This window comes from Lysobacter sp. Root604 (genome assembly GCF_001427505.1).
GTDB lineage: Bacteria > Pseudomonadota > Gammaproteobacteria > Xanthomonadales > Xanthomonadaceae > Lysobacter.
The window spans coordinates 682,318-696,307 of the sequence record NZ_LMGS01000009.1; the positions used below are offsets into that span (position 1 = coordinate 682,318).

Sequence of the window (13,990 nt, forward strand, 5' to 3'; positions counted from 1 at the left end):
CGGGTACGTCGAACAACAGCGCGACGGCGACCGGCACCCCGCCGGGCGGCCAGCCGCCTGTGACGAGTCCGCCGGACACGACGACGACGCCGCTGGCGCCGGATCCGAGGCTGACGATCGATAAGACCACTACAACGGCGAACTACGCCGCCGTGGGCGACACGATCAGCTACAGCTACCTGGTGACCAACAGCGGCAACGTGTCGCTGACGGGCCCGGTGACGGTGGCGGACGACAAGACGACGGTGAGCTGCCCGGCGGTGACGACGGTCGGCAACCTGGACGGCGAACTGGATCCGAGCGAGTCGGTGACCTGTACGGCGACGTACACGGTGACCCTGGCCGATCTGAACAGCGGCAGCGTGACCAACATCGCCAGCGCGACGGCGGACGGCACGACGTCGCCGACCGATCAGGTGACGGTGAACGCGACGCAGACGCCTGCGCTGACCTCGGTCAAGGCCATGACGGCCAATGCCGACGAAGACGGCAGCGGCACGGTGACGGTGGGCGACACACTGACCTATGCCGTGACGATGACCAACACGGGCAACGTGAGCCTGGCCGACGTGGTGGTGACGGATAGCAAGATCACGCCGAACACCATCACCTGCGCCAGCGTGGCGCCGGCCGGCACCTGCGTGCTGACCGGTACCTATCGCGTGACCCAGACCGATGCCGATGCCGGCAACGTGGTCAACGCCGCGGTGGTCACCACGTCCACCCCGGGTGTGTGCCCGGCCGGCTCGACGGCGGCGGAGTGCAACCCGACCGTCACCGTGCCGGTGATCCAGACGGCGCAGCTGACCTCGACCAAGGCCATGACGACCAACGCCGACGAAGACGGCAGCGGCACGGTGACGGTGGGCGACACGCTGACCTACAGCGTGACGATGACCAACACGGGCAACGTGAGCCTGGCCGATGTGGTGGTGACCGATAACAAGATCACCCCGGCTTCGATCACCTGCGCCAGCGTTGTGCCGGGTAACACCTGCGTGCTGACCGGCACGTACCGGGTCACCTTGGCCGATGCCAATGCCGGCAACGTGGTCAACGCCGCCGTGGTCACCACCAGCACGCCGGGCACCTGCCCGCCGGGCTCGACCGCGCCGGAGTGCAACCCGACCGTGACCGTGCCGGTGATCCAGACGCCTGCGCTGAGCTCGGTCAAGGCCATGACCGGCAACGCCGACGAGGACCGCAACGGTGCGGTGAGCGCGGGCGACACCCTGACCTACACCGTGACGACGACAAATACGGGCAACGTGACCCTGACCGATGTGGTGGTGACGGACAGCAAGATCGTGCCGAACACCGTCACTTGCGCCAGCGTGGCGCCGGCCGGCACCTGCGTGCTGACCGGTACCTACCGCGTGACCCAGGCCGACGTCGACGCGGGTAGCGTGTTCAACGCCGCCGTGGTCACCACCAGCACGCCGGGCGCCTGCCCGGCGGGTTCGGCCGCGCCGGAGTGCAACCCGACGTTCACGGTCGTGATCCAGGGCCGTCCGGCCATCGCCGCGACCAAGACCGCGACGCTGACCACCGACCTGGGTACGGTCGGGACGGGCAATGCCGGCGACGTGATCACCTACGCGGTGACGGTCACCAATACCGGCAATGTCACCCTGACCAACCTGACCGCGCTGGACACCTACGAGAACGGCACGCCGACCACGCTGACGTGTGCGCCGACCACGCTGACGCCGGGGGCCATGGCCACCTGCAACAGCTACACGCACACCATCACCGAGGCCGAAGCCAACGCGGGCGGCACCCTGGACAACGTCGTGGTCGCCACCGGCACCCACGCCTCGACCAGCCAGACCGCCACGGTTACCGCCACCAGCACCGCGGTCGTGACCGTGGAGCCGCTGGCGACCACCCTGCGCGTGAGCAAGCAGGCCAATCCGCGCGACGTGAAGATCGGCGACCTGGTCCGCTACACGGTGACGATCGAGAACACCGGTCGGGTCGACGCGACCGATGTCACGGTGATCGATACGCCGCCGGCCGGCTTCAGCTACGTCGCCAACAGCCTGCAGGTCGCCGACACCGACGGTGCCGGTCGCCTGGTGGGTACCTTCCCGGTGCGGGTCGACCAGGTCGACATCGTCGCGGGCGGGCGCGCCACCCTGGTGTACCTGCTGAAGGTCGGCGCCGGCGTGCGGCCGGGCGTGCACGTCAATAGCGTGTTCGCCGAGGACAACGGCGTGCGCTCGAACGTGGCCACCGCGCAGGTGCAACTGGTTGCCGATCCGCTGCTGGATGAGTCTCTGATCATCGGCACCGTGTTCGACGACCGCGACCAGGACGGCTGGCAGGATCCGGCCGGGCTCAGCGGTATCCGCATCCAGGGCGGTTTCGCCCCGGGCGCCTACGTCGCCAACTCGACCACGGTCGATCGCGGCACCGGCCCTGCGCCGGAAGCCGATGCGAGCTCGCCGCTGCTGCATGGCATCGAGCTGGGCACGATCTCCGCCCGTCAGTCCGACGCCGATCCGATCGCCGCGCACCGCGTGGTGATCAGCCAGACGCTCAACGCGCTGGACTTCGACGACGGCTTCGCGCTGACCACCGCCGAGGGCTTGACGGTGCGCATGGACAAGGCCGGCAACAGCCGCGTCGAGCGCAGCGGCGACGCCGCCAAGGGTCTGACCGGTGCCGATCCCAAGGTCGAGCGCCGCGTGGCCCAGGTCGAGGGCGGCTATCGGGTCGACTACATCGTCAGCAATGCCGGTGTCGACGAACGCGGCATCCCGGGCGTGCGAGTCGCGTCGGTGGAAGGCCTGCTGATCGAAACCGATCAGTTCGGTCGCTACCACCTCGAGGGCGTGGCCGGCGGGCCGTGGGAGCGCGGGCGCAACTTCATCCTCAAGGTCGATCCGGCCACCCTGCCTCCGGGCAGCGTGTTCACCACCGACAACCCGGTGGTGCGCCGTGTGACTCCGGGCCTGCCGGTGCGCTTCGACTTCGGCGTGCGCCTGCCCCCGGGCGAGATCCCGGGCGCCAAGGAGCAGGTCGAGATGCGGATAGGGGAGGTCTTCTTCGCCCCGGGCAGTGCGGCGGTCACGCCGCAGTACCTGCCCGCGGTGGAGAAGATGGCCGAGAAGGTGCGCGAGTACGGCAGCGGCGAAGTCGTGATCGTCGCCCAGGGCGAGTACGAGACCCTGGCAATGGATCGTGCGCTGGCGGTGCGCAAGGCGCTGGAAGACATGTTGACGCCCGAGCAGTTCAAGGCGCTGACGGTCAGCGTGCGCACCGAGGCCGAGCGGCCGGAGTCGATCGTGGTCGGCTTCGCCGAGTGGCCGCTGTTGGGCGAGATCCTGTTCGACACCGACCGCAGCACGATCAAGCCGCAGTACCTGCCGCTGATCGACAAGATGGCTGTCGCGATCGAGCAGATGCGCTCGACCCGGATCGTCATCACCGGTCACACCGACAAGCGCGCTTCGGACGACTACAACGTCGCCCTCGGCATGCGCCGCGCCAAGGCGGTCTACGACGCTATCGCAGCCAAGATCAGTCCGGAGCTGCGGCGCACGTTCCGCGTCGATCTCAGCAACGATCCGGCCGCCCCTGCCGGCGATACCGAGAAGTGAAGGGGGATGCCATGAAGATGAAACTGCTCGATTACACCCTCATCGGCATCCTCGCCGGCCTGGCGTCGGTCGCTTCCGCACAGGAAGCGAAGGCGCCGGAACCGGCGAAGGCGGCCAGTCTGGATTGCGGCGACCAAGGTTGCCGCAGCGAAGACGGCATGCTGTTCGAGCTGCGCACGCGCGGCGAGCGGCAGCCGGTGACCCAGGGCACCACCGACGGCTCCAGCTCGCAGACCCTGCAGCCGGATCGTCGCGTGTCGGTGGAGGTGGAGGACTCGCGCTCGACCTGGAAGGACGCCTTGGCGCCCGGCCAGGCGGTCGCGATCGGCAAGTGGTCCCTGCAGCTGCCCGGCGGCGGCGTGGTCTGGGCGACCGAGGATCCCAACCTCGGCCAGCCGCAGTTCAACGTCTCCGCGCCCTCGCTGCTGGCCTACGACGGCACCCGCGTGGTCAAGCCGGTGCGCTTCTACGCCTACAGCAATTACGCGGCCTTCATCCAGCGCGCGCAGGTGCTGATCTACCGCGCCAGCGACAGCGACCTGGTGACGCCGCTGGCCACCGTCGAACTGCCGACCGCTTCGGTCAGTGAGGCGACCTGGGACGGCGCCTTGCCGTCCGGGCTGGAACTGCGCACCGGCGACGAACTGATCTACATCGTGCGCGCGCATGGCGCCGATGGCAGCTACGACGAGACCTATCCGCGCCGCTTCCAGCTGGTGCGCCCGGAAGAAGCCGAGCGCGGCCTGCAACTGTTGCGCGATTCGGTCGAGAAGAAACTGGGCAGCAGCTTCGATGCCGAGGAAGCCGAACAGCGCAGTCTGCTGGACGGCGTGTTCGGCGAGAACAGCCTGCGCCAGCAGAACATCGCGGTGTACGGCTCGCGCATCCGCATCCAGGGCCGCAACATCCCCACCGGCTACACCCTCAAGATCAACGGCCAGAGCCATCCGATCGATCTCGAGCGCAAGATGGTGGCCGAGTACCTGGTGCCGGTCGGCAAGCATCGCTTCGATGTCGAAGTCGGCGGCGGTGCGGGCAAGGCCTCGCACCAGGAGCTGGATATCGACGTCACCGGCCGCTACATGTTCGCGGTCGCGCTGGCAGACCTGACCGCGTCCAAGACCAGCGTGTCCGGCTCGATCGAGCCGCTGGCCGCCGACGATCGCTTCGACGACGGCTTCCTGCTCGAGGGCCGCCTCGCGTTCTATCTGAAGGGCAAGATCAAGGGCAAGTATCTGGTGACCGCGCAGGCGGACACCCAGGAACGCGAAGTCAGCGAACTGTTTAACGGCTTCTGGGACGCCGATCCGCAGGACGTGTTCCGCCGCCTGGATCCGGACCAGTACTACCCGGTCTACGGCGACGATTCGACCACCTATCGCGACGTCGACACGCAGGGCCGGCTCTATCTGCGCGTGGACTGGGACAAGAACCAGGCGCTGTGGGGCAACTTCAACACCGGCATCACCGGCACCGAGTACGGCCAGTACAGCCGTTCGCTGTACGGCGGCGCCGTGTCCTGGCGCAGCCGCCGCACCACCGAGGTCGGCGAACCCGGCACCGAGTTGCGTGCGTTCGGTTCGCAGGCGCAGTCCGCGCCCGGTCACAGCGAGTTCGTCGGCACCGGCGGCAGCCTGTACTACCTCAAGCACACCGACGTGCTGCCGGGCTCGGACAAGGTCGTGCTGGAAATTCGCGACCTCACCACTGGCCGGGTCGAGAACCGGGTCGAGCTGGTGCGCGGCGCCGATTACGAGATCGACGAGCTGCAGGGCCGACTGCTGCTCTCGCGTCCGCTGGCCCAGGTCACGCGCGAGAACGTGCGTACGCTGACCCGCGACACGCCGCTGGACGGCTATGCGCAGATGCTGCTGGTCGACTACGAATTCGTGCCCAGCGGTTTCGATGCCGACGAGCTCACCCTCGGCTTCCGCGGCAAGCACTGGTTCGGCGAGCACGTCGCCGTCGGCGCGACCTATGTCGACGAGAACCGCGCCGGCGAAGATTATTCGCTGCGCGGCGCCGATCTGACCCTGCAAGCCGGTCGCGGCACCTACCTCAAGCTCGAGCAGAGCCGTACCGAAGCCAACAGCGCGCCGATCTTCCGTTCCGACAACGGCGGCCTGAGCTTCACCGAGATCACCTCCGGCCTGGGCGCGCATTCGGGCGAGGCCAAGTCGGTCGAGGCGCGGGTCAACTTCAAGGAACTGGGCTGGAGCCAGGACGACTGGACGGTCGGCGCCTGGTGGCGTCGGGTCAGCGACGGCTATTCGATCTCGCGCCTGAGCACGGGCGAGGACATCGAGGAACGCGGCGCCGAGTTCCAGGGCCAGCTCGGTCCGGCGGTGCGTCTGTTCGGCCGCTACTCGATCGCCGAGCGCGGGCCGGAGTCGCTGACCCAGGCCCAGCTCACCGGCGAGTGGCGGCTCAACGACGATGCCACCCTCAGCGCCGAGCTGCGCCGCGTCGACGAGCAGCGCCTGAGCGGCGACGCCGTGGGCACGCTCGCCGCGCTGCAGTACAAGCAACGCATCGGCACCCAGCTGGAGCTGTTCGGCACCGCCCAGCTCACCCTGGACGACGACGGCGGCAAGTACGCCGACAACAACGCCTACTCGCTGGGCGCGAAGTACCTGTTCGGCGACCTGTCCAGCATCGGCGCGGAGCTGACCACCGGCGACCGCGGCGACGCGGCCAAGATCGACGCCGAGTACCGCATCAATCCGGAGCACACGGTCTACGGCAGCTACACCTATTCGACCGACCGCAGCGACTACGACCCCTTGTTCGGCGACCGCGTCAACGGCGGCTGGACCCTGGGCCAGCGCTGGCGCCTGTCGAACCAGGTCAACATGTTCAACGAAAGCCAGTTCCTGAAGCAGCCCGACGAGTCCGGCCTGGCCCACACCTTCGGCATGGATTTCTATCCCGGCGAGGGCTGGAACCTGGGCTTCACCCTGCAGAACGCGACCCTGTACCGCGAGCTCAACCTGGGCCAGGTCGACCGCCGCGCGATCAGCCTGAACGGCGGGCGCAGCTCGGTCGACACCCAGTGGCAGAGCAAGCTGGAATGGCGCCGCGATACCGGGGCCGAGCGCCGCGAGCAGTGGGTGACCACCAACCGCTACCTGCACAAGTTCAACGAGAGCTTCCGCGTCGCCGGCCGTTTCAATTATTCGGAGACCAAGGATCAGCTGAACGCCGAGGCCGGGGCCAAGTTCGTCGAGGGCAATGCCGGCTTCGCCTGGCGCCCCTACGACAGCACGCGCTGGGCGCTGCTGGGCAAGTACACCTACCTCTACGACGTGTCCTCGCTGCCGCAGGTGGGCCCCAATGTGGCCAGCTACGACCAGCGCAGCCAGGTGCTGGCCCTGGAAGGCGTCTACAACCCGGACCATCACTGGGAGTTCGCCGGCAAGCTGGCGCGCCGTGAGGGCAGCGTGCGTTACGGACGTCTGCAAGGCGAGTGGGCCGATTCCTCGGCGACCTTCGGAGCCGTTCAGGTTCGTTACGAACTCGACGAGGTCTGGCACGGCCTGGCCGAGTACCGCTGGTTGGGCGTGAAGGACGGCGGCGACCGCCAGGGCGTCCTGCTGGGCGTGGACCGCGACGTGGGCCGGAACTTCCGCGTCGGCGTCGGCTACAACTTCACCGAGTTCAGCGACGACCTGACCGACTTCGATTACGACCACAAAGGCTGGTTTCTTAACCTAGTGGGGAGTTATTGACGATATTGCGTTGTATTCGGCGCTAGCTCACCGAATGCGAATGCAGCGATACCGCGACCCGACCGCCCCCTAGCGGCCGGGTTTTCGGAAGGGCAACACGGCCAGGACCGGCCGTGGCGCCCGGTGGATGCGGCCGGTACGGCGCGAACCATGGGATGGCTACACAGCGGCTACAAGCAACACCGACAGGAACGTCAAACAACAACAAGGATCGCTGCAAGTGATTCGACGCGCGACAACTACAAAGCGAAAGCGCGTCGTTTGCTCCATTCGTAATCAACTTTCCATTCGAGGTGCGATATGAAGGAAACCAGACGTAGGATGACGCTGAATCTCGCCGGGACCGAGATGCAGTTCCTGGAGGATCTGTGCGTGCGCAAGGGCGTCAGCAAGACGGCCGCGATCCGCCAGGCCTTGCGCCTGTACCAAGTAGTCGAAGACCGAGTCGATTCGGGCAAGAAGCTCTATTTCGTCGACGGCGCCACCAAGGAGCGATCCGAGCTGATGCTGCTCTAGTGTGCTTATGAGCGCGCTTCGCGAGGCGTGCGACAGGGATACTCGTCGGTTCCCGTCGCACGTCGATCCACGGCCGCGGAGCCAGCCCATCGATCGACGAGCGCGTACCGATAGGGATACGCGGCGGCGGACGTCGCTCACGGCGGCCGCTCGCGGAGCAAGCAGACCAGGCCCGATCGCGGGCCCGGTCGCGGAAGCGTTGGACCGGCCGCTACGGCCGGGTTTTACAGCCGGCCGGCGACGGCGTCGGGCTGGCGGACGCAGCGGGTTCTACGACAACCCCCTGTGCCGCAACCGCTGCGTGCGCGTCGTCGGGGCCGCCGCGGGCCACGGTGCCGTATCCTGCGCATCCCGCTAGCGCGCATCCGGCCGTGATCGCCGCCTCGCCGTGATCCAAGTCCCGCTGTGATCCAAATCCTGGTCTACCTGCGCTATCTGGCCGTGGCCGGTCAGTGTCTGGCGATCGCGTTCGTGGTTCAGCGCCTGGGCCTGGCCCTGCCGGTGGCGCCGCTGCTGGGCATATCGTTGGGCTTGCTGGCGTTCAATCTGGCCAGCCATCTTTGGCTGAGGCGGCATGGCGAAGGCGGCGCGCGTGCGCTCGCGCTGCAACTGCTGATCGATACCCTGGCGCTGACCGCCTTGCTGTACTGGTCCGGCGGCCCGGCCAACCCTTTTGTGTCGCTCTACCTGGTGCCGGTGGCGTTGGCCGCGATCGCGCTGGAGATCGGGCCGATGATCGGCCTGACCGTGCTGACCGCCGCGCTCTACACCTGGCTGCTCGGCCACCATCAGCCGCTGCCGCACGCGCATGGCGAGGACGGCTTCGGCCTGCACGTGACCGGCATGTGGGTGAACTTCCTGCTCAGCGCCGCGATCATGGCGGTGGTGCTGGGACGCTTCATGGCGATCGTGCGCGATCAGCGCCGGCGCCTGGCGGCCGCGCGCGAACGCGCGATGCGAGACGAATCGCTACTGGCCTTGGGCTCGCTGGCCGCGGGCACCGCGCACGAACTCAATACCCCGCTGACCACGATGGGCCTGCTGTTGGACGACTGGTCGCGGCATCCGCAGGCGCCCAGCACCGACGACCTGGCCAGCATGCGCGACCAGCTCACTCACTGTCGCGAGCACGTGCGCGCCTTGGCCGCGCTGGCGCGACGCGGCGCCCTGGGCGAGGCCACCATCGAGGGCGCCGACGCGTTCGTGCGCGACGGCCTGGAGCGCTGGCTGCTGCTGCGCCCCGGCGTCGAGGTGACGACGACGCTGGATGCGGGCGAGCGGCGCCTGCGCGTGGATCCGGGCCTGCCGCAGGCCCTGCTCAATCTGCTCAACAACGCCGCCGACGCCAACGAGGCCGCGGGCGCGCCGGCGCGCATCGAAGTGAGCACGCAATGCGACGGCGACTGGCTGCGCATCGCCATCGCCGATCGCGGCCACGGTCCCGGGCGCGCCACCGACGCGGTCTCGATCGACCGCCATGGACCGGGCTTGGGGCTGGGTCTGCTGATTTCCAACGCCAGCATCGAGCGCAGTCGCGGCCGGGTGCGCCGGATCGCGCGCGTGGGCGGCGGTTGCATCACCGAGATCGAGCTGCCGCTGCTGGATCCGGCGGAGGAATACGCTTGAGTCTGCCCGCGCGCTTGCTGGTCATCGACGACGATGCGGCGTTCTGCCGCATCCTGGTGCGGCATCTGCAGCGCTGCGAGGTCGATACCTGCCTCGCCCACGACGCGGGCACGGCGTTGCGAGCGGCCGAGGCCTTCAGGCCCGACGGCGTGCTGCTGGATCTGAAGCTGGGCGCCGACAACGGCCTGCTGCTGATCCAGGCCCTGCGCGAACGCCGTCCACACGCGCGCATCGTGCTCGCCACCGGCTATGCCAGCATCGCCACCGCGGTCGATGCGATGCGACGCGGAGCGTGGAACTATCTGCCCAAGCCCTTCGACATCGACGCGTTGGCGCGCGCGTTCGAGCACGCGCCCGAGCAGGCGCCGCCGCCCGCCGAGGCGCCGTCGTTGCGGCGTCAGGGTTGGGAGCATGTGCAGCGGGTGTTGGCCGACTGCGGCGGCAACGTGTCCGCGGCGGCGCGCGTGCTGGGGGTGGACCGGCGCACCTTGCAACGGCGGCTGGCGAAGCGGCCGGTGCGTGAGCGGCTTTGAGGGTGGGGCTTGGATGGGTGGGGCGGTAAGAGCAAATCCCCCCTAGCCCCCCTTTTTCAAAGGGGGCGATTAGAGCGGTCGCTTTTGGGGTATTCGAGAGCGCGCGGTTATCACCGTAGGTTCGTTCCAACGGCGGCGAACAGCGCATCGACGTAGGACGATCAGGCCCCGACTCGAAAGCCCGCCAGGCTGCCCCACGAAACAACGCAAACGATTCCCCCCTTTGAAAAAGGGGGGCTAGGGGGGATTTGCTTTGGCTGTGTCCTCCCACCCTACCGACGAAAAAATCCTCAGCGACCGTCGTGCGTCTTAGCCCCCAGCGCGCGCACCTGGAAACGCACCGTCGCGCTGCCCGCATGTTCGAAGCGCAGTCGCGCGCTCACCGTGTCGCCTTGCTTGAATGGACGTTTCGGGGCGATGAACATCAGGTGGTAACCGCCCGGCTGCAGCCGCACCGTCGCGCCCGCCGGCAGCGGCAGGCCGTCGCGTAGCTGACGCATGCGCATCACGCCGCCATCGTGGCTGACTTCGTGGATCTCTACGCGCTCGGCCGCGTCGCTGCTCACCTCGAGCAGGCGGTCGTTGCGTTTGCCCGCATTGATCACGCGCATGAAACCGACCGCGACACCGACGCCGGGCGGCGTCGCGCGCGACCAGGCGTCGGCGACGCGCAGCGCGCCCACGGGCTGGCCTTCGCCGACCCAGCCTGCGAGCAAGCCGGCGGCGAGCAGCGCCGCCGGCGCCAGACCCCAGCGCCTCACAACGCCACCTCGATCCGGTCCAGCAGGGTCAGCGTGCGCGCGGCGCCATCGCGACCGCGCGCGATCAACAGCGCCAGCAAGGCGCCCCATAGGATCAGCAAGGCGCCGACGAAGGCGAGCAATGCGTGCATGCGATTCTCCCGAGGTAGCTGAGTGGCCCGTCATTGCGGGCGCCATTCCAGGCCGACATAGAACGAGCGGCCGTCGCCCGGCAGGAAGTTGCGTCCGTCCTGGCCGCGCGCGTCGGCGATCACGTTGGTGCTGGCGATCCAGCGCCGGTCCCGCAGGTTGCGGGCGTCGAGGAACCAGCGCCAAGCGCCGTCGATCTGGCCGCCGACGCGCAGGCCAAGCAGGGTGTAACCGGGCGCGCGATAACTGTTGGCGTGATCGACGTAAGCGCCTTGCGGCACCCATTCCAGGTTGGGCTCGAGATACAGACGTTCGCCGGTGGACCAGCGCAATTGCGTCCGCAGCTGTTGGCGCGGAATGCCGGCCAGGCGGCGGTTGCCGTAAACCGGATCGGCGTCGAAACGGAAGTCGTTATAGAGGTAGTGGGTCGACAGCAGCCAGGTCGGATGCGGGCGCCAGCTCAGGCCCAGTTCCAGGCCCTGATGCAGGGTGCGGTCGGCGTTGATCGTGCCCAGCGGATTGCCGGCCTCGTCGTTCAAGGACAGCAATTCGCCGTCGACGCGGGCGCGGTACAGCGCCGCGTCCAGCGACAGCGCCTCGCGCTGCAGACGCAGGCCGAGTTCGGCCGAGCTTGCGCGTTGCCGATCGACCTGACTCACGCCCGGGCCGCCGGTGAGCTCGCCGAAACTGGGCGGCTCCAGGCTGCGGCTGAGGTTGGCGTAGACCTGCGCGCGCTCGTCGATCAGATAGCGCAGGCCGAGCTTGGGACTGAGGCCGTCGTAGTCGACGTCGAAACTCTCGTCGCGGCCGCCGCTGATGTAGCGATCGCGCGAACGCCGCTGCGCGTCCATGGCCTGCGCGCCCAGCGCCAGCACCCAGCGCGGATCCAGCCAAGTCTGGTTTTCGATGTACAGGCGGCGATTGCGGGCGCGCTGGTCGAAGCGGTTGCTGCGCGCGCCCGCTCGTCCGCTCAGATTGAAGTAGCGATCGTCGTCGGTATCGCCCTGCGCCCAGCCCAAGCCGGCCACGAACAGGTTGCGGCAGCCCGCGAGCTCGCCTTCGGCGCGCCAGCGCAGGTCCAGGCCGTAGTCCTGCGAGCGCTGCCGCAGTACCTGGAAGATCGGATGGTCCAGCGCCTTGTCGGCGTAGTAGACCGATACGCTGAGGCTGCGGCCTTGCGACGGTGTCCAGGCCAGGCGTGCGCCGAGCCGGTCCAGGCGATAGTCGCGACGCTGGTCCAGGGCGAGGTTGGCGGGCGCGGCCAGTCGCGGATCGCGCCGCGCTTCGGCCAGGGTCAGGTTGCCGGGCAGCTGCGAGCGCGTATCGACATGGGTGAGGTAGACGCGTGCATCCAGCTCGTCGTTGATGCGCCAGCCGGCGTTGCCGAACAGCCGGTAGTTCTCCTGCCGGGCGTGATCGCGATAACCGTCCTGATGCACGCCGCTGAGGCTGAGGTAGCCGTCGGCGCGCCCGGATACGCCGGCCACCGCGACCTGGCCGCGGCGATAGCCGTCGCTGCCGGTCTCGGCGCGCAGCACGATCGGTGGCGTGTCATAGCCTGTGGGCGAGACGAAGTTGATCGCGCCGCCCAACGTCGCCGCGCCGTACTCGAGCGCGTTGGCGCCGCGATGGATCTCGATGTAGCGCGCCGACAGCGGCTCCACCGCCTGGAAGTCGTAGCCGCCATCGGCGAGGTTGAGCGGGCTGCCGTCCTGCAGCAGTTCCAGGCCGCGGCCGTGGAAGCTGCGCTGCAGGCCGGAACCGCGAATCGACAGCCGCGCTTCGTCGGCGCCGAAGCGCGGTTGCACGAACACGCCGGGCGCGTAGGACAGCGCATCGCTGAGGGTGCCGACGCGGCCTTCGCGATAGCGCTCGGCATCGACCAGCGCGGTCGCGCCGGGGCGCTCGTCCAGCCGGCGTCGGGCGCGTTCGATGTCGTCCACCGTGTCCGGCCGCGCGGCCACGCCATGCACTTCGACCCGGGCCAGGGTCGGCGCATCGCCGTCCTCGGCATGCGCGGGCAGGGCGAGGCCGATCGCGAGGGCGAGCAGAGCTGGGCGGGCGACGCGAGGCATGCGGTGGCGTTCCTGAAGCGCGGAAGCCGACCATGCTAGGCAGCGCGCCTCGCGCTGCCGATGCGGCAAAACGCCGCACCCGCCGCGCTCAGCGGAAGTGGGCGCGCAGCACCGCGTCGGCTTCGAGCAGGGCGGCCGGCGCGCCGCGCGGCGGCGCCAGCAGGCGGAACGCGACCGGCGGCAGGGCCGGCAGGCGCAGCGCGCGTGGCGCCGGCACCAGGCCGTCGACGATGGCCGAGGCGTTGAGGCAACCCACGCCCAGCCCGGCCGCGATCGCCGACTGCAGACCGGCCACGCCGCTGCAGGTGTGCGCGACGGTGTGGGCGATACCGCGCTGTTCGAGTGCGCGCACCGCGCTGCGATGCACGGCGCAGCTGTCCGGCAACAGCACCAGCGCCAGCGGTTCGCCCGGGCGCGGCCGGAAATGCGGCGCCGCCAGCCAGGACAGCGCTTCGCGGCGCAGCGCGCGACCGCCGGCGCGGCCGGGTTTGATCTCCATCACCAGGGCCAGATCGTAGTCGCGCCGGGCATGGCCTTCGACCAGGGCCGCGCTCTGGCCCACAGTCACCCGCAGGCGCAACTGCGGGCAGGCACGCGCGACATGGCGCAGCAGCGCGGCGACCTCGGACGGGCGGAAGTAGTCGCTGATCGCCAGGCGCACTTCGGTGGCGGGCGCGTGGTCCTGCACGTCGCGCAGGGCCAGTTCGCCTATCGCCAGCAGTTGGCGCGCATGCGCGAGCAGGCGTTCGCCGGCCGGGGTCGGGCGCACGCCGGCGCGCGAGCGCAGCAGCAGGGGCGCGCCGGCCACGGCTTCGAGTTTCTGCAACTGCTCGCTGATCGCCGATTGCGAGCGGAACACCACCGCGGCGCCGCCGGAAATGCTGCGCGCGTCGACCACGGCGACGAAGGAGCGGAGCTGTTCCAGGTCCAGGCTGCGCAATGCGGCGGCTCCCAACGAGGCGACGTCCATCGGAATATCCGATGGATGACATTCAATAATCCCGCTATTCCGATAAT

Annotated in this window: 9 protein-coding genes; 5 read left to right on the forward strand and 4 right to left on the reverse strand. The window is 68.9% G+C overall.

The features are described from left to right. From ASD69_RS11365 to ASD69_RS11385, 5 genes are all read left to right on the forward strand, one after another. Window positions 1–3,605, forward strand: a 3,605-nt coding sequence (locus ASD69_RS11365) for an OmpA family protein (protein ID WP_157499161.1), incomplete at its 5' end; no start/stop codon positions are given. A gap of 11 nt (window positions 3,606–3,616) precedes the next feature. Further along, complete coding sequence (locus ASD69_RS11370; RefSeq protein WP_056177886.1) at window positions 3,617–7,333, forward strand: hypothetical protein; 3,717 nt, start codon at window positions 3,617–3,619, stop codon at window positions 7,331–7,333. 321 nt (window positions 7,334–7,654) lie between these two features. Then, entirely contained in the window at window positions 7,655–7,849 is a 195-nt protein-coding gene (locus ASD69_RS11375) for a hypothetical protein (RefSeq protein ID WP_200943987.1), read from the forward strand. Window positions 7,850–8,254: 405 nt separating this feature from the next. After that, a complete protein-coding gene (locus ASD69_RS11380) occupies window positions 8,255–9,475 on the forward strand; it encodes an ATP-binding protein (protein ID WP_056177890.1) in 1,221 nt (406 codons plus the stop codon). Continuing rightward, window positions 9,472–10,008, forward strand: coding sequence for a response regulator (locus ASD69_RS11385; protein ID WP_056177892.1), 537 nt, complete (start codon window positions 9,472–9,474; stop codon window positions 10,006–10,008). Before ASD69_RS11380 ends, ASD69_RS11385 begins: the two co-directional genes overlap by 4 nt. A gap of 290 nt (window positions 10,009–10,298) precedes the next feature. On the opposite strand, the gene ASD69_RS11390 is transcribed toward ASD69_RS11385, so the two are convergent. The 4 genes from ASD69_RS11390 to ASD69_RS11400 form a co-directional block, all read right to left on the reverse strand. Then, window positions 10,299–10,769, reverse strand: coding sequence for a copper chaperone PCu(A)C (locus tag ASD69_RS11390; protein ID WP_056177894.1), 471 nt, complete (start codon window positions 10,767–10,769; stop codon window positions 10,299–10,301). After that, complete coding sequence (locus ASD69_RS22900; protein WP_255357234.1) at window positions 10,766–10,900, reverse strand: hypothetical protein; 135 nt, start codon at window positions 10,898–10,900, stop codon at window positions 10,766–10,768. The genes ASD69_RS11390 and ASD69_RS22900 overlap by 4 nt, the downstream gene beginning before the upstream one ends. Window positions 10,901–10,930: 30 nt before the next feature. Further along, complete coding sequence (locus tag ASD69_RS11395) at window positions 10,931–12,973, reverse strand: TonB-dependent receptor (protein ID WP_056177897.1); 2,043 nt, start codon at window positions 12,971–12,973, stop codon at window positions 10,931–10,933. A gap of 88 nt (window positions 12,974–13,061) precedes the next feature. Next, window positions 13,062–13,943 carry a LysR substrate-binding domain-containing protein gene (locus ASD69_RS11400; RefSeq protein WP_056177899.1) on the reverse strand — a complete coding sequence of 294 codons (882 nt, stop codon included), beginning with the start codon at window positions 13,941–13,943 and terminating at the stop codon, window positions 13,062–13,064. Between the last annotated feature and the right edge of the window lie 47 nt (window positions 13,944–13,990).

What these genes read in the sequence shown, in the direction of transcription:
- ASD69_RS11370 (WP_056177886.1), top strand. Translation starts at nt 3,617, where the DNA reads ATGAAGATGAAACTGCTCGATTACACCCTCATCGGCATCCTCGCCGGC.
- ASD69_RS11375 (WP_200943987.1), top strand. Translation starts at nt 7,655, where the DNA reads ATGACGCTGAATCTCGCCGGGACCGAGATGCAGTTCCTGGAGGATCTG.
- ASD69_RS22900 (WP_255357234.1), bottom strand. Translation starts at nt 10,900, where the DNA reads ATGCACGCATTGCTCGCCTTCGTCGGCGCCTTGCTGATCCTATGGGGC.
- ASD69_RS11395 (WP_056177897.1), bottom strand. Translation starts at nt 12,973, where the DNA reads ATGCCTCGCGTCGCCCGCCCAGCTCTGCTCGCCCTCGCGATCGGCCTC.
- ASD69_RS11400 (WP_056177899.1), bottom strand. Translation starts at nt 13,943, where the DNA reads ATGGACGTCGCCTCGTTGGGAGCCGCCGCATTGCGCAGCCTGGACCTG.